Here is a 17,902-nt window from a genome sequence, read left to right as displayed (position 1 = left end):
GTGTCTATCCGACCATTCGGCGCGCTCAACGGCATATTCTAGATATCGAGATTTTCGGCGAAAGCCGCGCGGTCCTGGATGAAGCGGAAGCGGGCTTCGGGCTTGGTGCCCATCAGATCGTCGACGGCGGCGCGCGTGCCTTCGAAATCCACCTCGTCGATCAGCACCTTGAGCAGGGTGCGCTTGGACGGATCCATGGTGGTTTCCTTGAGCTGGGCGGGCATCATCTCGCCGAGGCCTTTGAAACGGCTGATCTCGACCTTGGCCTTGCCCTTGAACTCCGTCTGCATCAGTTCGGCGCGATGATTGTCGTCGCGGGCATAGGCGGATTTCGAACCTTGGGTGATCTTGTAGAGCGGCGGCACGGCGAGGAAGAGGTGGCCGCCGCGCACCAGTTCCGGCATCTCCTGATAGAAGAAGGTGATAAGCAGCGAGGCGATGTGGGCGCCGTCGACGTCGGCATCGGTCATGACGATGATGCGCTCGTAGCGCAGGTCTTCGTCGCGGTATTTCGAGCGCGTGCCGCAGCCGAGCGCCTGGACGAGATCGGCGAGCTGCTGGTTGGCGCCGAGTTTTTCGCGGCCAGCGCTGGCAACATTGAGGATCTTGCCGCGCAGCGGCAGAATGGCCTGGTTGGCGCGGTTACGCGCCTGCTTGGCCGAACCGCCTGCCGAATCGCCCTCGACGATGAAGAGTTCGGCACCCTCGGCGGTGTTCTGCGAGCAGTCGGCGAGCTTGCCGGGCAGGCGCAATTTGCGCACCGCCGTCTTGCGGTTGACTTCCTTTTCCTTGCGGCGGCGCAGGCGCTCCTCGGCGCGTTCGATCACCCAGTCGAGCAGCTTGGCCGACTCGTTCGGGTTATCGGCAAGGTAATGGTCGAAGGGATCGCGCAGCGCGTTCTCGACGATACGCTGGGCCTCGACGGTCGCAAGCTTGTCTTTGGTCTGGCCGACGAATTCCGGCTCGCGGATGAAGACCGACAGCATGCCGACGGCCGAGATCATCACGTCGTCGGTGGTGATCTGCGCGGCGCGCTTGTTCTGCGTCAGCTCGGCATAGGCTTTCAGGCCCTTGGTCAGCGCGATGCGCAGGCCGGCCTCATGCGTGCCGCCTTCGGGCGTCGGGATGGTGTTGCAATAGGAATGTACCTGCGGATCGCCGCCATACCAGGTGATCGCCCATTCCATCGAGCCGTGGCCGCTGGTCTTCTCGGTCTTGCCGGCAAAGATCTCGCGGGTAACGGTGAACTCCTTGCCCATCGTCGCCTGGAGATAGTCCTTCAGGCCGCCGGGGAAGTGGAAGACGGCCTTGTCAGGCACCTCGGAACCTTCGGGCAGGACGCCTGCCTCGCAGCTCCACCGGATTTCGACGCCGCCGAACAGATAGGCTTTCGAGCGCGCCATGCGAAAGACGCGGGCGGCATCGAACTTCATGTGATCCCCAAAGATCTGGGGGTCGGGATGGAAGCGCACGCGGGTGCCACGGCGATTGTGGACGTCGCCCAACTCTTCGAGACCGCCCTGCGGCAGGCCGCGGGAGAAGCGCTGGCGGTAGAGCTTGCGGTTTCGCGCCACCTCGACCTCGAGGTCGTCGGAGAGCGCGTTGACGACTGAGACGCCGACGCCGTGCAGGCCGCCTGAAGTCTCATAAGCCTTGCCGTCGAATTTACCGCCGGCATGCAGCTTGGTCATGATGACTTCGAGCGTCGATTTGCCGGGCACCTGCGGATGGTTCTCGACCGGGATGCCGCGGCCGTTGTCGGAGACGGTGAGATAACCCTCGAGGTCAAGATAGACCTCGATGAAATTGGCGTGCCCGGCGACCGCCTCGTCCATCGCATTGTCGATGACTTCGGCAAACAGGTGATGCAGCGCCTTTTCATCGGTGCCGCCGATATACATGCCAGGGCGCATGCGCACCGGCTCGAGGCCTTCGAGGACGCGGATCGACGAGGCGCCGTAATCATCCGAGTTCGAGGCGGCGGGCGCGGGACGTGCTGAGGCTCCGGCAGCAGGGGGTGCTGCGGCGACGGGCGCAGCCGGAGCCGGCGGCCGTTCGGCGGGCGCCGCAGGCTTCTGCGCCTCCTCGCGTTTTTCAGAGAGGGGCATTGCGGAAAAGAGGTCGTTGCTGTCGTCCATCGAGCCGTTCAGATCTTCATCCTGTCTTAGGTCTGGCTTGGGCGGGCATGCGCCGCCGACCCAAAATCACCGCATTTCATGCCACCTTGCGAATCAGGCAGATTTTGCCAGAAAGCACATCTATACGCGACACCGCCTGTTTTGGCGGGCTTTTCCCAAATGATTTGCGTTGCCGGGTGCAGAATGGCAAGCGGCGGCGGGCTTCAGGAACCATCCGAATGCGAATGTCCACAAGTCATTGCACCATCTTCACGGCAATTGCGGCGTTTTTCTTGTCCGCGGCCATTCTGTCCGCTGTTGGCCCGGCGCAGGCAGCCGAAGCTTTGCCGCCTTTCAAGGACGACCTGTTTTCGAAGCAGGCCGTGCTGCAGACGGGCGATGACGGCGCCTTCGAGGTCATCGACTATGACGAGATGCGAGATATCAACGGCCGCGACCAGATCCCGCAAAAGCGGGTGCAGCAGAAATATGTGGCGCTCGCCATCCGCAAGGCCCAAGCGGACGAGACGCTGTCTGTCGACGGCATCGAGCTCGATGTCACCAGGGTGGGACCGGTCGGGAATGCCGCCTTCACGGTGATTTTCATCCATGGGCGCGACGGTGACCGGCGGCTCGGCGCCAACGACTACAGCTTCGGCGGCAATTTCAACCGGCTGAAGAACCTCGTCGCCGGCAATGGCGGCGTTTATTATTCGCCGACGGTCAAGGGCTTCGACAGCAGCGGCGTTGCGGCGATCGCCGGCCTGATCCGCTATGCCAGTGCGCAATCACCCGGTCGGCCGATCATCCTTTCCTGCGCCTCGATGGGCAGCCAGGTCTGCTGGGGCATTGCGCGTGACAGCGACAGCGTCAAGCGGCTGAAGGGCATGCTGATCATGAGCGGCGTGACCGATCCCGATTTCACCAGGAGCGCCCTCTACAAGGCGAAGCTGCCGCTCTGGTTCGCCCATGGCAGCCGCGATCCTGTCTATGCCGCCGCCGCCCAGCAAGCGCTGTTCGAAAGCCTGCACAAGGCAAAATATCCGGCGCGTTTCACGCTGTTTCAGACCGGCAATCACGGGACGCCAATCCGGATGATCGACTGGCGCAGGGTGTTGAACTGGATTCTCGCCGGCTAGAGCGCAGCGGGCCGATGCGTGAATTCAAAATGCTACCTCAGCGTGTCCAATAAGACGCGCGGCGCTATAGCGGACGATTTTCGGCAGAAATATGCGCGGGATCGCAGAGATTCCCCTTACGTCAAGGGCATGATGCTTTTCTTTGCTGCAAGCTTTTGATATTGCCCAAGGCATAAGCAGATTGTGGAAGGCCGGCATGACACCTGATGTGCGCCCGCTTGTGGCGGGAAACTGGAAAATGAATGGCATGCGTGCCTCCCTGGATCAGATCAAAGCGATCGCCGAGGGTGTTCGCCCGCCGCTGGCCGACAAGGTCGAAGCGCTGATCTGCCCGCCGACGACGCTGCTCTATGTGGCGACGGCGCTGTGCACCGACAGCCCGCTGGCGATCGGCGCTCAGGACTGCCATCAGAACCCGTCCGGTGCGCATACCGGCGACATCTCGGCCGAGATGATTGCCGATTGTTTCGGCACCTATGTCATCGTCGGCCATTCCGAGCGGCGCACCGACCATGCCGAAACCGACCATCTGGTCCGCGCCAAGGCGGAGGCCGCCTTCGCTGCCGGGCTGACGGCGATCATCTGCATCGGCGAAACCGCGGATGAACGCCGGACAGGCCAGGCGCTCGACGTCATCAAGCGCCAGCTTTCCGCCTCGGTTCCGGACGGCGCCACCGCTGAGAGGACAGTCATCGCCTACGAGCCGATCTGGGCGATCGGCACCGGTGTGACGCCGACATCAGGTGATGTCGAAAAGGCGCATGCCTTCATGCGCGCAGAACTTGTGGCCCGCTTCGGTGATGACGGCCGCAAGATGCGTCTTCTCTACGGCGGTTCGGTCAAACCGGCCAATGCCCACGAGCTGATGGGCATTGCCAATGTCGACGGGGCGCTGATCGGCGGAGCGAGCTTGAAAGCGGCCGACTTCCTCGCCATCTACCGGGCCTATGAGGCGCTGCTCGCCTGAGACATTTTTTATTCCTGAGTTTATTCCCGAGTTTATTCCTGGCCGAAGGGCTTGGAATAGATGAAAGCCTCATGTAAAGAGCCGCCAGAATTCTTAACTTTGTCCGTCTCGAGGCGGGCAGGACTGGACCCATGCAGACCGTATTGATTGTCATCCATCTCATGATCGTGCTCGCCCTTGTCGGCGTCGTGCTCATCCAGCGCTCGGAAGGCGGCGGCCTCGGCATCGGCGGCGGTTCGGGCTTCATGTCGGCCCGCGGCACGGCCAATGCACTGACGCGCACCACCGCGATTCTCGCGACGCTGTTTTTCCTGACTTCGCTCGGCCTCGGCATACTGACGCGTTACGAGGGCCGTCCGAGCGACATTCTCGATCGCATTCCGGCAACAGGCGGCCAGGGCAACGGTATTCTCGATTCGCTCGGCGGCGGGCAGGCTCCGGCAAACCAGCCGGCCGGCAACGGTGTTCCGAGCAGCGGGGCAGCGACGCCCGCACCGCAGGCTCCCGCAGCTCAAGCTCCAGCAACTGGGGCGCCGGCAACTGGCACTCCGGCAACTCAGGCCCCGGCGGCCACCGCGCCTTCAACAACTGCCCCGGCAACGACCGCCCCGGCAACGCCCGCAGCTCCGGCCGCGCCGGCACCGGCTCAGCCCTCCGGCGTCCCGACGGGACAGTAAGCCGGTCTTCGACATAAACCGCCGGCAGGCCCTCGGGTCTGCCGGTTTTCTTTTGTTCAGATTCCTGCGCCACGCACCGAAAGTTCTGGAAAAGAATTTTTGGGCTGGTGGAATCGTTTTTGAAAAGGTATCCGGTGACTCCCATGGCGCGATACGTATTCATCACTGGCGGCGTGGTTTCCTCTCTCGGAAAAGGAATTGCGGCCGCGGCTCTCGGAGCGTTGCTGCAGGCCCGTGGATATCGGGTCCGGCTTCGCAAGCTCGACCCCTATCTGAACGTGGACCCGGGCACGATGAGCCCGACCCAGCACGGCGAGGTCTTCGTCACCGACGACGGCGCGGAAACCGATCTCGATCTCGGTCATTACGAACGTTTCACGGGGCGTTCGGCGACCAAGACCGACAACATCACCACCGGCCGCATCTACAAGAACATCATCGACAAGGAACGGCGCGGCGATTATCTCGGCGCGACGGTGCAGGTCATCCCGCACGTTACCAACGAGATCAAGGATTTCGTCACCGAGGGTAATGGCGATTACGACTTCGTCATCTGCGAGATCGGCGGCACGGTCGGCGACATCGAGGCGATGCCGTTCATGGAGGCGATCCGCCAACTCGGCAACGACCTGCCGCGCGGCACTGCCGTCTACGTCCACCTGACGCTGATGCCCTACATTCCGGCGGCCGGCGAGCTCAAGACCAAGCCGACGCAGCATTCGGTCAAGGAACTGCAGGCGCTCGGCATTCATCCCGATATCCTGCTGGTGCGCGCCGACCGCGAAATTCCGGAAGCCGAACGCCGCAAGCTCTCGCTATTCTGCAACGTTCGCCCGTCCGCCGTCATCCAGGCGCTCGACGTCGCCAACATCTATGACGTGCCGATCGCCTACCACAAGGAAGGCCTGGACGACGAAGTCCTTGCCGCCTTCGGCATCGAGCCGGCGCCAAAGCCGCGGCTCGACCCTTGGGAAGAGGTCTGCAATCGCATCCGCACGCCGGAGGGCGAGGTGACCATCGCGATCGTCGGCAAATATACCGGCCTCAAGGATGCCTATAAGTCATTGATCGAGGCGCTGCATCACGGCGGCATCGCCAATCGCGTCAAGGTCAACCTCGAATGGATCGAATCCGAGGTCTTCGAAAAGGAAGATCCGGCGCCCTATCTCGAAAAGGTGCACGGCATCCTCGTGCCCGGCGGCTTCGGCGAACGCGGTTCGGAAGGCAAGATCCACGCTGCCCGCTTTGCCCGGGAGCGCAAGGTGCCGTATTTCGGCATCTGCTTCGGCATGCAGATGGCGGTCATCGAGGCGGCGCGCAATCTCGCCGACGTGTCCGGTGCCTCCTCGACCGAATTCGGCGCGACGAAAGAACCGGTGGTCGGCCTGATGACCGAATGGGTCAAGGGCAACGAATTGCAGAAGCGCACGGCAGCCGGGGATCTCGGCGGTACGATGCGCCTCGGCGCCTACAAGGCGGCGCTGAAGAAGGGCACGAAGATCTCGGATATCTACGGTTCCACCGATATTTCCGAGCGTCACCGCCACCGCTACGAGGTGAATATCGACTACAAGGACCGGCTCGAGAACTGCGGCCTCGTCTTCTCCGGCATGTCACCGGACGGCGTGCTGCCGGAGACGATCGAATATCCGGATCATCCGTGGTTCATCGGCGTGCAGTACCATCCGGAACTGAAGAGCCGGCCGCTCGACCCGCATCCGCTGTTTGCCAGCTTCATCGAAGCGGCAACGGAACAGAGCCGCCTCGTCTGATGCATGCAAACCAGATCGCGTTGTTTCAGGCGCGATCTGGATAACATCCGTGCCTGCGCTAACTTGCCGGCATGACCTCTTCACGCAGCACGACCGTCTCACGCTTCATCGCGGCACCACGCGAGTGCATCTACCGCGCCTTCCTCGATGCAGAGGCGGTCGCCATCTGGCTTCCGCCCGGTTCGATGAGGGGCATCGTCCATGCCTTCGAGGGCAGGGAAGGCGGCGCCTTCAGCATGTCGCTCGTCTATCCCGATGACGAGGTGTCGCAGCCGGGCAAGAGCTCTGACAAGATCGACACGTTCCAGGGCCGTTTTGCACGGCTCGTGCCTGACGAGAACATCGTCTGGGCGACGGTCTTCGATTCCGAGGATGAAGATTTTTCCGGCGAGATGACGGTCAGCACGACATTGTCGCCCGCCGATGGAGGCACCGATGTGACGATGGTCTGCGACAACATCCCCTCCGGCATTCGCCTGGAAGACAATGAAGAAGGCTGCCGCTCGACACTCGACAACCTCGCCGCCTTCGTCGGCGGTTGACGATCGCCGGCGAAGACATACCCCAACTGGCGAATTCAGCGCTTACGCAGCGGCCGGCAGCGGCCCGATATAGACCGAACGCGGGCGGATCAGCCTGCCTTCGAGCGCCTGTTCGCGCGCATGCGCCAGCCATCCGACAGTGCGGCCGATCGCGAAGACGCCGGTGAAGGCCTGGCGGGGAAAGCCGAGCGCTTCCAGCAGCAGCGCGGTATAAAACTCGACATTGACGTCGAGCGGCCGGTTCGGCTTGCGCGCCTTCAGGATCGCCAATGCAGCGGTTTCCACGGCTTCCGCCAGGGCGCCGCGGGCGCTGTTCACCTGGCCCGTTGAGATCAACGGCTTCAGCGCGCCCTTCAGCGCATCGGCGCGCGGATCGCGGACGCGATAGATGCGGTGGCCGAAGCCCATCAGCCTTTCGCCGCGGTCGAGCGCTTCCTCGATCCACGGGTAAGCATTCTCCGCCGTTCCGATCGCATCCAGCATGTCGAGCACGGGACCGGGCGCGCCGCCATGCAGCGGCCCTTTCAGCGCGCTCACCGCCGCGAGTACGGAAGAGGTAAGGCCGGCCTGCGTGGAAGCAATAACGCGCGATGCGAAGGTCGAGGCATTGAGGCCATGGTCCGATATCGTTACGAGATAGATGTCGAGTGCCGCTGTCTGCTCCCTGGTCGGCAATTTTCCAGTCAGCATGCGCAGGATATCGGCCGCCTGCGGCAGCGAGGCGTCGGGCGCGATCGGTCTTTTGCCGCGTTGCTTGCGAAGGATCGCCGGCAGGAAAACTGCGGGCGCAGCCAGAAGGCTGAGAGCGGTATCGAAATCCTCGCCGTCGGGAAGGCGGGCGATCAGCGCCCGCATCGCATCGACCGGAGGCAAAGCGAGCAGGGCGGCGTCAGCGGCCTTGATGTGGCCGAAAATCCTCGTTCGCGCCTGCGCCAACCAGTCGCGCAATTCCGCTTCGTCGAAGCTTTTTTCCATCAGCCCATCGAGCAATAGGGCGGCGACGCCTTCATAGGTGCCGTTTGCAACCAGGTGATCCAGCGATACGCCACGGATGATCAGTCGTCCCGCTTCGCCATCGACATCCGAAAGCTGCGTTTCGGCAGCAATGACATCTTCCAAGCCGTTTTTCATGTTGTTTCTCCTTTACGGTCCGGATGATCCGACCTAGTTTCATTGACGTCAATCTTGACGCAATTGATCAATGTGAGGCTCCGATGTCGTGGCTGACCGCCGAGGAGGCGCTGCAGGCACTGAAGACCAAGCCGCAGACGCTCTATGCCAATGTCAGCCGCGGACGCATCCGCGCCAAGCCCGATCCCGCCGACCCGCGTCGCAGCCTCTATCAAGCTACTGACGTACAGCGGCTTGCCGAACGCCATGCCGGCCGCCGCAAGACCGAAACGGTCGCCGCCGAGGCGATCCGCTGGGGCGATCCGGTTCTGTCCTCGGCAATCTCCACCATCATCGGCGGACGGCTTTTCTATCGCGGAAAGGATGCGGCCGGTTTCGCGGAAGCCGCGACGCTCGAGCAGACGGCGGAACTGCTCTGGAACGGCGCGGAAACACTCCCTGGTGGCAACGAGACCCGCCATGCCTCTCCGTCGCTTCAGGCGGCATTCCGGGCGCTGGCAGGGCGGGTGACATCGGATCTGCCATCGCTCGGCCGCTCGCAGGCAGCACTTCGCCGCGAAGCAAGCGGCGTCCTCCGCACCATCGCCGATGCACTGGCGCCGGGGCCTTTCGACCAGCCGCTGCATCTCAGGCTTGCGACAAGCTGGCAGCGGCCGGATGCTGCCGATTGCCTGCGCCGCGCGCTGGTGCTGCTTGCCGATCACGAACTCAACGCCTCGACCTTTGCGGCGCGGGTCACGGCATCGGCGGGGGCGGCCCTTTCGGCCGCCGTGCTGTCCGGTCTGGCGACGCTGACAGGGCCGCTGCATGGTGCCGCCTGGCAAGCCGTCGACGCCTTGATAGAGACCGCTTCCACCCTTGGGGCGGAGCAGGCGATCCGCCGCACGCTTGCCCAGGGCAATCGCCTTTCGGCCTTCGGCCATCCGCTCTATCCGGACGGCGATGCCAGGGCCTTGGCGCTGCTGTCGCACTTCCCCCTGCCGCCGCAATTTGCCGAGGTCCGGAAAGTGGGCGAGGAGATGGTCGGCGAGAAGGTCAACGTCGATTTTGCGCTTGCCGCAATGGCCGCCGCCTTCGATCTCCCGAGGGAGGCGCCGATCATCATCTTTTCGCTCGCCCGTTCCGTGGGTTGGCTGGCGCATGCTATGGAGCAGATCGACAGCGGCGAATTGATCCGGCCGCGGGCGCGTTATGCAGGACCGGCGCCTGAAACGGGCACCAGAACTTAAGAATTCCGCCTCCGATTGCGCTGGTTAGCTTTTTTTGCCTAGGGAAATATCCGAATTCGGCTATCATGCTTCTCATGGAAGAAGACGGTTGGCGGACGCTTTCGACAAGAGCCGTCCGCACGGTCAAGGGGACTTTCCATGAATATGACGTTTCGCAGCCAGCTTGCCGCCATACTCGCTGTCGGCCTCATTCCGCATGGGGCGGCCTTTGCGCAGTCTGCCGGCTGCACGGTATCGCGTGATGCCGGCGCCCGCCAGGTGCTCAGTTGTCCAGGTGGCGTCACTGTGACGGCAGAGGCCGGCGCTGCCTACAGCCTCGTCGACCGCAACCGTGACGGCAGCCCCGATTCGGCATCGCTGCGGCGCAAGGCCATCCTCGTCGATGTCGATAACACCCAGCGCGCCGGTGGTTTCCAGGTCGTGACGCCGCAGGCGATCGCCGCCGTGCGCGGCACGCAATGGGCTGTCGATGTCGCAGGCGGCAAGACCTCTGTGCTGGTCGTCAGGGGCAGCGTCGCAGTCCGCCGGCCGGCCGGCGAGGCAGTGGTGCTGTCGCCCGGCGAGGGCGTCGACGTTACTGCCGGGACGGAACCTCTCGTCGTGCGTCGCTGGCCAGCGCCGCGCGCCGCCGCCCTTCTTGCCCGGCTCGGCCAATAAATCCCATGAACCATCGCCTGCTGACCGTGATCGCGCTGCTGCTCGCCGGTCTTTGGGGAGCTGCGCTCGGCTATACCAATCTCGATGCCGGAAGCGGCCTTCTCGACCGGATGGAGGCCTCGCTTGCCGATATCCGCAGCGCCATTGTCGGGGCGAAGACACCGCCTCCCGTCGTCTCGATCGTCGCGATCGACGACCGCACCGCTGGGGCGCACGGCTATCCGCTCGATCGGGCGACACTCGCGCGCCTCGCCGACGCGATCACCGCGTTGAAGCCGAAGGTCCTGGCGATCGATATTCTGCTGGTCGATCCGGGTCCGGAGGCGGGTGATGCGGCGCTGACATCAGCCCTTCGCCAGGGGCCGAGCGTGATTGCAGCCGCGGCCACTTTTGCGCAAAGCAGCCAGCGGGTCACCGATGTGGCCGAGGATCCGCTTGCCGCGATCCCGGAGGCAAACCAGCTGCTATTGCCGCTTCCCCGCTTTGCCGAGGCTGCCGCGGTCGGGATCGTCAATGTGGCAACCGACCAGACCGGCACACCGCGCTTCATTCCGCTGATCTCGCGTGCCGCAGACCGGCTGGATCCGGCTTTTCCGCTGCGTGCCGCATCGGTGGCGCTCGGCGTCGATCCCACGATCGAACGCGACGCCATCATGCTCGGAAAGCTGCGTATTCCCACCGATATCGGCCAGCGCCTGCCGCTGACCTTCTATGGCGGGCACGGCAGCATCGCCACCTTCAGCGCCGCCGATGCGCTGGACGGCAAGCTTTCGGCCGATGTGGTGGCAGGCCGGATTGTCGTCATCGGTTCGACTGTCACCGGCGGCGGCGACGTCTACCCGACGCCGTTCGATCCCGTCATGCCCGGCGTCGAGGTGATGTCGACGGCGATCACCCATCTCGTCACCGGCGACGGCATGGTGCGTGACCACAGGATGCGGCTGATCGATGCCGCCACCGCCGTCGGATTGCCGATCGTGCTCGTGTCGCTGGTCGCCTGGCGCCGGAGTGCGGCAGGCTATCTCATCATTGTGCTGACGCTGGTCCTCTGGGCGATGCTCAATCTGTCGGCCTATGCACATGGCTACTGGCTGAGCGCAGCGCTGCCGATCGCCGCAGCGCTGCCGCCGGCGCTGATCTTCGGGGCGGCCGAACTCTGGCTCGACCGCGGCCGCGCCCGCCATTTTGCCGAGCAGAGCGCGCTGCTGCAGCGCATCGAGGCACCCGGCCTCGGCGAGTGGTTGGCGCGCGATCCGAATTTCCTCGCCGCGCCTGTGCGCCAGAACGCCGCTGTCATCTTCATCGATCTCTCGGGTTTCACCGGCCTCAGCGAAAATGTCGGGCCAGTAGCGGTGAGCGAGATGCTGAGCGGCTTCTTCGAACTGGTCGACGAGGAGGCGCGCGCCCATGGCGGCGCCATCACCAGCTTCATGGGCGACGGGGCGATGATCCTGTTCGGCCTGCCGGAGCCTGCCGATGATGATGCCGCCCGCGCCGCTGCCTGCGCGGTCAGCCTCTGCGAGCGCACAAGGGCCTGGCTTCAAGCGCATGCGGGTTTTGCCCCGAAGAAGATCGGCTTCAAGGTCGGCGCCCATTGCGGCCCGATCGTCGCCTCGCGTCTCGGTACCGGCGATCGGCAGCAGATCACGGCGGCAGGCGACACCATCAATGTCGGCAGCCGGCTGATGGAGGTGGCCGCCCGCCATGGCGTCGAACTGGCGCTGAGCGCCGAAATCGTCCGCGCCGCCGGTCCCGATAGCGTGCTCACGCAGTCCGGCCGCATGGAGGGACCGTTGGAAACGGCGCTGCGTGGCCGGGCAAGCCGCATCGACGCCTGGCTGTGGCGCAGCCGCACACTTTGACAATCGCCGCGGGAGGGGCTAGGAACGGCGCAAATACCCCGCCGGCTGGCTCCGGCCATGGCGCAGCAACGCGCCTGACAGCTCCGAAAGATCGAACTCATGACAGAATTCAACGGCGTCGTTCCGGCGATCGCCAAGGCGTTGCAGAAGCGCGGTTACGCCGAACTTACCCCGGTGCAGAAGGCGATGCTCGATCCGGCGCTCGCCGCTTCCGACGCGCTGGTCTCGGCCCAGACCGGCTCCGGCAAGACCGTCGCCTTCGGCTTGGCGCTGGCGCCGACGCTGCTCGAAGGCAGGGAGCGCTTCGGCAATGCCGGCGCGCCGCTCGCCCTCGTCATCGCCCCGACGCGCGAACTTGCCCTGCAGGTGAAACGCGAACTCGAGTGGCTCTTTGAGATGACCGGCGCGGTGATCGCCAGCTGCGTCGGCGGCATGGACATCCGCAGCGAGCGCCGCACGCTCGAACGCGGCGCCCATATTGTCGTCGGCACGCCTGGCCGGCTCTGCGACCATATTCGCCGCAGGGCGCTCGACATGTCGGAACTGAAGGCTGCCGTGCTCGATGAGGCCGACGAGATGCTCGATCTCGGCTTCCGCGAGGATCTCGAATTCATTCTCGATGCGGCGCCGGACGAACGCCGGACGCTGATGTTTTCGGCAACGGTGCCGGCGGCGATCGCCAAGCTTGCCAAGAGCTACCAGCGCAATGCCGTGCGCATCAGCACCGCGGCCGAGGAAAAACAGCATATCGACATTGAATATCGCGCGCTGATGGTCGCCCCGAGCGACCGCGAGAATGCGATCATCAACGTGCTGCGCTATTACGAGGCGACCAATGCCATCGTCTTCTGCTCGACGCGTGCTGCCGTCAACCATCTGACGGCGCGCTTCAACAACCGCAATTTCGCCGTGGTGGCACTGTCCGGCGAGCTGACGCAGAACGAGCGCACCCACGCGCTGCAGGCGATGCGCGACGGGCGCGCCCGGGTCTGCATCGCGACCGACGTTGCCGCCCGCGGCATCGACCTGCCGGGGCTCGATCTCGTCATCCATGCCGACCTGCCGACGAATCCGGACACGCTGCTGCACCGCAGCGGCCGTACCGGCCGGGCCGGACGCAAGGGCATCAGCGCCATGATCGTGCCGCTGAATGCACGGCGCAAGGCTGAGCGCCTGCTCGAGAATGCCGGTATTTCGGCTGCCTGGGCGCGACCGCCCTCGGCCGAGGAAGTGAGCGAGCGCGACGACGAGCGGCTGCTTGCCGATCCGATCTTCAACGAAACGCCGCAAGAGGAAGAGCAGGGGCTGGTACAGCAGCTTCTCGCCAGCCACGGCGCCGAAAAGCTCGCCGCCGCTTTCTTACGTCTTTACCGCACCAATCATTCGGCGCCGGAGGACCTCATCGAGGTTACCGTACAGGACGAGCGCAGCCGCAAGCGCCGCGACAATGCCGAGCCATACGAGCCGGCGCAGAAGGGACCGCGTGAGGATTTCGGCGCCAGCGTCTGGTTCTCCGTCTCGGTCGGGCGCAAGCAGAATGCCGAGCCGCGCTGGCTGATTCCGATGCTGTGCCGCAACGGCAATGTAACGAAGCGGGAAATCGGCGCGATCAAGATGCAGCCCGAGGAAACCTATGTGGAGATCGCCGCGGCGAGTGCGGAGAGCTTCCTGGCGGCGATCGGACCGAACAAAGCGCTCGAGCGCGGCATCCGCGTGACCAGGCTTCCCGGCACGCCGGATTTCAGCCGGGCGCCTGCGTCAAAACCCTATGCCGGCAAGCCATCCCGTGACGACCGGCCGGACGATTCGTTCCGTGGCGAGCGGCCGAAGAACAAGTTCGGCAAGGGTCCGGGCGGTGGATATGCTGCAGCCGTCAATAGCGGCGGGGACAAACGGGATAGCAAGCCCTGGAGCAAGAAGCCAGGCAAGCCCGCCTTCGATGGCCCGACGTCCGACAAGCCGAAATACGACAAGCCGAAATTCGAAGGCCCCAGATCCGAAGGCCCCAAATATGAGGGCAAGGGCGGCGGCGCACCGAAGAATAAGTTTTCAAAGAAGAAGCCCGGCTGATTTTGCCGGCAGCCCTTCGCTGGTCCGGCGGAGGGCTTTGGGTCTTATCCCTGAGGGAGGCAAGGATGGTGATGGAAACGGCGATTCTCAGCGTTCCGGTTTTCAGTGCGCTCTGCAATGAGGCCTTCCGGCTGCGGCGCGCCGTTTTCGTGCATGAGCAGAAGGTTCCCGAAGCCGAGGAATTCGATGCCGACGATCTCAGCGCCCATCATCTCGTCGCCGTCATCGCGGGCGAAGTATCCGGCACGCTGCGAGTCATCTACGCCGAAGAACATGTGAAGATCGGCCGGGTTGCGGTTGCCGGCCGATGGCGCGGCCAGGGCATTGCAGCCGCAATGATCGGGCGAGCGATGGAACTGCATCGCGGCGCGCGCGACAATCGCTTCTATCTCACAGCGCAGGCAGACAAGCTGCCGCTTTACGAGCGTTTCGGCTTCTTTGCCTATGGCGCGGAATTTCTTGACGGTGGCATGCCGCATCTTGCCATGAAGAACTACTGAGCTTCGTCGGCAGGAGCAGACGACCATGAAACGCCCGGGCACGCCGCAACCCGATCCCGCCGCCTTCATTCAGGCCAACCTGCCGATATCACCCGTTCCATCCATCCCCGAGATCCGGCTCCATACGGCAGGACCTGCGAGCGGGCTCTGGCGGCTTGCCGGTCGTGGAGAGGCCGATCCGCCGCCTTACTGGGCCTATCCCTGGGCCGGCGGCGCGGTGCTTGCCCGCCATCTGCTCGACCGGCCGGAAATTGTGCGCGGCCGCCGGGTGCTCGATCTCGGCGCCGGCTCCGGGCTCGTAGCCATTGCCGTGGCCAAGGCCGGCGCAGCCACGGTGACCGCTCTCGACATCGATGCCAATGCCATTGCCGCGATCTGTCTCAACGCGGCGATCAACGGCGTGGATATCGCGACCGTCGCCGCCGATATCATCGAGGGTCAGCCACCAGCGACTGACCTTCTCGTGGTCGGCGACCTGTTCTACGACCCAGCGCTAGCCTTGCGGGTGATGGGCTTCCTGCGGCGTTGCCAGGCCGCCGGTATCGAGGTGCTGATCGGCGATCCCGAGCGTGCCTACCTGCCGCAGGGCGAACTCAGCCGAATCGCCACCCATGCGGTTGCGGATTTCGGCGGGGGCAGCACAGGCGGCGGTGCCGTGCCGGCGGGCGTCTTTGCTCTCTGTGGCAAAGCTGAAGGCGAGATTATGCCAGGAGGTCGGGCCGCAACAGCATGACCGGGCAGGGCGCTCCGGCTGGCAATTCCGGCGCATGCGGCGGGCGGATGACGAGGCAATCGGCTGCGGCGAAGATCTTCATCATCGAGGAATCCTGCTTGCCGAAGGGTTCGGCGAGCCAATGGCCGGCGGCGGATTTCGAGAGCTTCGCCCTGATATAGTCCTGCCGGTGGTCGTTGGCGCGCAGCGTGACAGCCGCCTCCACCGTTGCCTCGCGCCGCACCGGCGGCAGGGAGGCAAGCTTGCGGATCAGCGGCTCCAGGAAGAGCAGCGAACAGACAAGGCTCGAGACCGGATTGCCGGGCAGGCCGAGCACATGCGTCTCGCCGAAGCTGCCGACCATCAGCGGTTTGCCGGGGCGCATGGCGATGCGCCAGAAATCGAGCTGCATGCCGGCCTCGATCAGCGTCGCCTGCACCAGATCATGGTCGCCGACCGAAGCGCCGCCGAGCGTGACGATCACATCGACCTTGGCGTCCCGCGCCGCGTCGATCGCCGCGCTGATCTTGGCCTTGTCGTCAGGCACGATGCCGAGATCGAGTACATCGGCGCCGGCTTTGCGGGCAAGGGCTGCAATACCAAACGTGTTGGATGCGATGATCTGTGAAGGGCCGGGCGTGCTTCCAGGCGGCAGCAGCTCGTCGCCGGTTGCGAGGATGGCGATCCGCGGGCGCCGCAGCACCTCGGCATCAGGCCGGTTCATGCCGGCGGCGACCGTCAGCCGCGAGAAATCAAGCACGGTGCCGGCCGACAACACGGCTTCGCCTTCGGCGAAATCCTGGCCCCTGGGACGCACATGCTGGCCCTGCCGCACAGGGAAATTGGTTCTGATGCCGCCTTCGATCTTCTCGGCATCCTCCTGCAGCAAGACGCTATCGGCGCCCGGCGGAACAGGCGCGCCGGTGAAGATGCGGACGGCTTCACCCTGGCTGACGCTTCCCTCGAAGCCATGGCCGGCGGAAGACATGCCGATGACCTTCAGCTCGGCGCCCGGCTCCGGCGCGTCTTCGCGGCGCAGCGCATAGCCATCCATGGCGGAGGCATTGAAGGGCGGTTGGGTCAGGCCGGCCGTCAAATCGACGGCCAGGACGCGGCCCTCAGCCTCGGCAAGCGGCAGCGTCTCGGACGCAGCAATGGGCTTCGCGCTGGAGAGCAAGCGGTTCAGGGCCTCGGCAACCGGGAGAAGGTTCATCTTGCCTCCGGATGACGGAAATCGCCGGATTTTCCGCCGGACTTTTCAAGAAGTCTGATGCCGCCGATCTCCATTGCCTTATCGGCCGCCTTGGCCATGTCGTAGATCGTCAGACAAGCGACCGAGACGGCTGTCAGCGCCTCCATCTCCACACCGGTCTTGCCGGTCAACTTGGCGGTTGCCGTAACGCGCAGGCCGGGCAGGGCGGTATCTTCCTCGATCTCGACCGTGACCTTCGTCAGCATCAGCGGATGGCAGAGCGGGATTAGATCGGCGGTGCGTTTTGCCGCCATCATGCCGGCAAGGCGCGCCGTGCCAATGACATCGCCCTTCTTGGCGTTGCCTTGGACGATGAGAGCAAGCGTTTCCGCCGCCATCTTCACATGTCCCTCGGCAGTGGCGATGCGCACCGTCTCGGCCTTCTCGGAGACATCCACCATATGTGCCTCGCCCGAGGCCCCGATATGAGTTAGCCCTAGCTTTTGGCCGCTCATATCATTCGGCCGCGATAGCGGTTTCGCCAAAGAGCAGCGCGCGGGTGGCAGCGGCGACGTCGTCCTTGCGCATCAGGCTCTCGCCGACGAGGAAGGTATTAATGCCGACGGCCTGCAAGCGCTTGCAATCGGCGTGGGTGAAGAGGCCGCTTTCGCCGACCAGCAGGCGGTCTGCCGGCACCATGGGCGCAAGCGCCTCGCTGACCGTCAGGCTGACCTCGAAGGTACGCAGATTGCGGTTGTTGATGCCGATGAGCGGCGAAGAAAGTTTCAGCGCCCGCTCCATCTCCTCGGCGTCGTGGACCTCGACCAGCACGTCCATGCCGAGGCCGAGGGCCTCGTCTTGCAGGCGTTCGGCTTCATCGTCGGACAGCGAGGCCATGATTAGCAGGATGCAGTCTGCGCCCCAGGCGCGGGCCTCGTGCACCTGATAGGTTTCGAACATGAAATCTTTGCGCAGCGCCGGCAGCGCGCAGGCAGCACGGGCGGCTGTCAGAAATTCCGGCGCCCCCTGAAAGCTCGGCGTGTCGGTCAGCACCGAAAGGCAGGCGGCCCCGCCGGCCTCATAGGCGCTCGCCAGCGACGGCGGATCGAAGTCCGGGCGAATGAGACCTTTCGAGGGGCTTGCCTTCTTGATCTCGGCGATCAGGCCGAAGCCGCCGGCATCACGCTTGGAAATGAGCGCCTTGTGGAAGCCGCGCGGGGCGGACTGGCCGGCTTGCATCGCCTTGAGATCGGCAAGCGACACTGTCGCCTTGGCAGCGGCGATCTCCTCGCGCTTGTAGAGTTCGATCTTCTTCAGGATATCGGTCATCGGGCA

General features: G+C 64.4%; 17 protein-coding genes. 11 read left to right on the top strand and 6 right to left on the bottom strand.

What is annotated here, in order from left to right; translation table 11 throughout:
* Positions 1 to 38: 38 nt before the first annotated feature.
* Positions 39 to 2,138 carry a DNA topoisomerase IV subunit B gene (parE, locus tag N1937_RS10600; protein WP_260058631.1) on the bottom strand — a complete coding sequence of 700 codons (2,100 nt, stop codon included), beginning with the start codon at positions 2,136 to 2,138 and terminating at the stop codon, positions 39 to 41.
* A gap of 218 nt (positions 2,139 to 2,356) precedes the next feature.
* Between parE and N1937_RS10595 the strand changes: the two genes are divergently transcribed.
* The gene (locus tag N1937_RS10595; protein ID WP_260058630.1) at positions 2,357 to 3,256 is read left to right on the top strand and encodes an alpha/beta hydrolase; all 900 of its coding nucleotides are present in this window, start codon (positions 2,357 to 2,359) and stop codon (positions 3,254 to 3,256) included.
* A gap of 24 nt (positions 3,257 to 3,280) precedes the next feature.
* Here N1937_RS10595 and N1937_RS10590 read toward each other — a convergent pair whose 3' ends face one another.
* Positions 3,281 to 3,505: a hypothetical protein gene (locus N1937_RS10590; protein ID WP_170261415.1), complete on the bottom strand. Its 225-nt coding sequence runs from the start codon at positions 3,503 to 3,505 to the stop codon at positions 3,281 to 3,283.
* Here N1937_RS10590 and tpiA point away from each other — a divergent pair.
* The 4 genes from tpiA to N1937_RS10570 all read left to right on the top strand — a co-directional run bounded on the left by tpiA (position 3,453) and on the right by N1937_RS10570 (position 7,214).
* A complete protein-coding gene (gene tpiA, locus N1937_RS10585; protein WP_017964390.1) occupies positions 3,453 to 4,223 on the top strand; it encodes a triose-phosphate isomerase in 771 nt (256 codons plus the stop codon). The two genes, N1937_RS10590 and tpiA, sit on opposite strands and share 53 nt — an antisense overlap.
* A 131-nt stretch (positions 4,224 to 4,354) precedes the next feature.
* On the top strand, positions 4,355 to 4,900 hold the full coding sequence (gene secG, locus N1937_RS10580) for a preprotein translocase subunit SecG (RefSeq protein WP_017964389.1): 546 nt from the start codon (positions 4,355 to 4,357) through the stop codon (positions 4,898 to 4,900).
* Between the two features lie 143 nt (positions 4,901 to 5,043).
* On the top strand, positions 5,044 to 6,672 hold the full coding sequence (locus N1937_RS10575; RefSeq protein WP_017964388.1) for a CTP synthase: 1,629 nt from the start codon (positions 5,044 to 5,046) through the stop codon (positions 6,670 to 6,672).
* Positions 6,673 to 6,743: 71 nt separating this feature from the next.
* The gene (locus N1937_RS10570; protein ID WP_170278047.1) at positions 6,744 to 7,214 is read left to right on the top strand and encodes an SRPBCC family protein; all 471 of its coding nucleotides are present in this window, start codon (positions 6,744 to 6,746) and stop codon (positions 7,212 to 7,214) included.
* 42 nt (positions 7,215 to 7,256) lie between these two features.
* Here the strand turns inward: N1937_RS10570 and N1937_RS10565 are convergent, their stop codons facing one another.
* Positions 7,257 to 8,345: a citrate synthase/methylcitrate synthase gene (locus tag N1937_RS10565; RefSeq protein WP_260058628.1), complete on the bottom strand. Its 1,089-nt coding sequence runs from the start codon at positions 8,343 to 8,345 to the stop codon at positions 7,257 to 7,259.
* 83 nt (positions 8,346 to 8,428) lie between these two features.
* On the opposite strand from N1937_RS10565, the gene N1937_RS10560 reads away from it, so the two are divergent.
* The 6 genes from N1937_RS10560 to N1937_RS10535 all read left to right on the top strand — a co-directional run bounded on the left by N1937_RS10560 (position 8,429) and on the right by N1937_RS10535 (position 15,396).
* A complete protein-coding gene (locus tag N1937_RS10560; RefSeq protein ID WP_017964385.1) occupies positions 8,429 to 9,574 on the top strand; it encodes a citrate synthase in 1,146 nt (381 codons plus the stop codon).
* A 138-nt stretch (positions 9,575 to 9,712) separates the two neighbouring features.
* Positions 9,713 to 10,231 carry a FecR domain-containing protein gene (locus N1937_RS10555; RefSeq protein WP_260058627.1) on the top strand — a complete coding sequence of 173 codons (519 nt, stop codon included), beginning with the start codon at positions 9,713 to 9,715 and terminating at the stop codon, positions 10,229 to 10,231.
* A gap of 5 nt (positions 10,232 to 10,236) precedes the next feature.
* Positions 10,237 to 12,093: a CHASE2 domain-containing protein gene (locus tag N1937_RS10550; RefSeq protein WP_260058626.1), complete on the top strand. Its 1,857-nt coding sequence runs from the start codon at positions 10,237 to 10,239 to the stop codon at positions 12,091 to 12,093.
* Positions 12,094 to 12,192: 99 nt separating this feature from the next.
* Complete coding sequence (locus N1937_RS10545; RefSeq protein ID WP_260058625.1) at positions 12,193 to 14,163, top strand: DEAD/DEAH box helicase; 1,971 nt, start codon at positions 12,193 to 12,195, stop codon at positions 14,161 to 14,163.
* Between the two features lie 65 nt (positions 14,164 to 14,228).
* The gene (locus tag N1937_RS10540) at positions 14,229 to 14,663 is read left to right on the top strand and encodes a GNAT family N-acetyltransferase (protein WP_017964381.1); all 435 of its coding nucleotides are present in this window, start codon (positions 14,229 to 14,231) and stop codon (positions 14,661 to 14,663) included.
* A 25-nt stretch (positions 14,664 to 14,688) separates the two neighbouring features.
* Positions 14,689 to 15,396, top strand: coding sequence for a class I SAM-dependent methyltransferase (locus tag N1937_RS10535; protein ID WP_260058622.1), 708 nt, complete (start codon positions 14,689 to 14,691; stop codon positions 15,394 to 15,396).
* Here N1937_RS10535 and N1937_RS10530 read toward each other — a convergent pair.
* From N1937_RS10530 to trpC, 3 genes are read right to left on the bottom strand one after another with little or no spacing between them, the layout of a single operon-like run.
* Entirely contained in the window at positions 15,365 to 16,588 is a 1,224-nt protein-coding gene (locus N1937_RS10530) for a molybdopterin molybdotransferase MoeA (protein WP_260058621.1), read from the bottom strand. The genes N1937_RS10535 and N1937_RS10530 overlap by 32 nt on opposite strands.
* Positions 16,585 to 17,082, bottom strand: coding sequence for a cyclic pyranopterin monophosphate synthase MoaC (gene moaC / locus N1937_RS10525; protein WP_260058619.1), 498 nt, complete (start codon positions 17,080 to 17,082; stop codon positions 16,585 to 16,587). The genes N1937_RS10530 and moaC overlap by 4 nt, the downstream gene beginning before the upstream one ends.
* 1 nt (position 17,083) lies before the next feature.
* Positions 17,084 to 17,896, bottom strand: coding sequence for an indole-3-glycerol phosphate synthase TrpC (gene trpC / locus N1937_RS10520; protein WP_260058618.1), 813 nt, complete (start codon positions 17,894 to 17,896; stop codon positions 17,084 to 17,086).
* Positions 17,897 to 17,902: the final 6 nt, after the last annotated feature.

It is taken from the genome of Rhizobium sp. WSM4643 (assembly GCF_025152745.1).
Classification (GTDB): domain Bacteria; phylum Pseudomonadota; class Alphaproteobacteria; order Rhizobiales; family Rhizobiaceae; genus Rhizobium; species Rhizobium leguminosarum_I.
The sequence above is the reverse complement of the archived record's forward strand: the minus strand, read 5'-3'. Positions and strand labels throughout refer to the sequence as shown.

Coding starts and splice junctions, on each gene's coding strand:
- trpC (WP_260058618.1), bottom strand. CDS start 17,896: ATGACCGATATCCTGAAGAAGATCGAACTCTACAAGCGCGAGGAGATC.
- N1937_RS10590 (WP_170261415.1), bottom strand. CDS start 3,505: ATGCCATTCATTTTCCAGTTTCCCGCCACAAGCGGGCGCACATCAGGT.
- secG (WP_017964389.1), top strand. CDS start 4,355: ATGCAGACCGTATTGATTGTCATCCATCTCATGATCGTGCTCGCCCTT.
- N1937_RS10575 (WP_017964388.1), top strand. CDS start 5,044: ATGGCGCGATACGTATTCATCACTGGCGGCGTGGTTTCCTCTCTCGGA.
- tpiA (WP_017964390.1), top strand. CDS start 3,453: ATGACACCTGATGTGCGCCCGCTTGTGGCGGGAAACTGGAAAATGAAT.
- N1937_RS10530 (WP_260058621.1), bottom strand. CDS start 16,588: ATGAACCTTCTCCCGGTTGCCGAGGCCCTGAACCGCTTGCTCTCCAGC.
- N1937_RS10570 (WP_170278047.1), top strand. CDS start 6,744: ATGACCTCTTCACGCAGCACGACCGTCTCACGCTTCATCGCGGCACCA.
- moaC (WP_260058619.1), bottom strand. CDS start 17,082: ATGAGCGGCCAAAAGCTAGGGCTAACTCATATCGGGGCCTCGGGCGAG.
- N1937_RS10560 (WP_017964385.1), top strand. CDS start 8,429: ATGTCGTGGCTGACCGCCGAGGAGGCGCTGCAGGCACTGAAGACCAAG.
- N1937_RS10555 (WP_260058627.1), top strand. CDS start 9,713: ATGAATATGACGTTTCGCAGCCAGCTTGCCGCCATACTCGCTGTCGGC.
- N1937_RS10550 (WP_260058626.1), top strand. CDS start 10,237: ATGAACCATCGCCTGCTGACCGTGATCGCGCTGCTGCTCGCCGGTCTT.
- N1937_RS10535 (WP_260058622.1), top strand. CDS start 14,689: ATGAAACGCCCGGGCACGCCGCAACCCGATCCCGCCGCCTTCATTCAG.
- parE (WP_260058631.1), bottom strand. CDS start 2,138: ATGGACGACAGCAACGACCTCTTTTCCGCAATGCCCCTCTCTGAAAAA.
- N1937_RS10565 (WP_260058628.1), bottom strand. CDS start 8,345: ATGAAAAACGGCTTGGAAGATGTCATTGCTGCCGAAACGCAGCTTTCG.
- N1937_RS10595 (WP_260058630.1), top strand. CDS start 2,357: ATGCGAATGTCCACAAGTCATTGCACCATCTTCACGGCAATTGCGGCG.
- N1937_RS10540 (WP_017964381.1), top strand. CDS start 14,229: ATGGTGATGGAAACGGCGATTCTCAGCGTTCCGGTTTTCAGTGCGCTC.
- N1937_RS10545 (WP_260058625.1), top strand. CDS start 12,193: ATGACAGAATTCAACGGCGTCGTTCCGGCGATCGCCAAGGCGTTGCAG.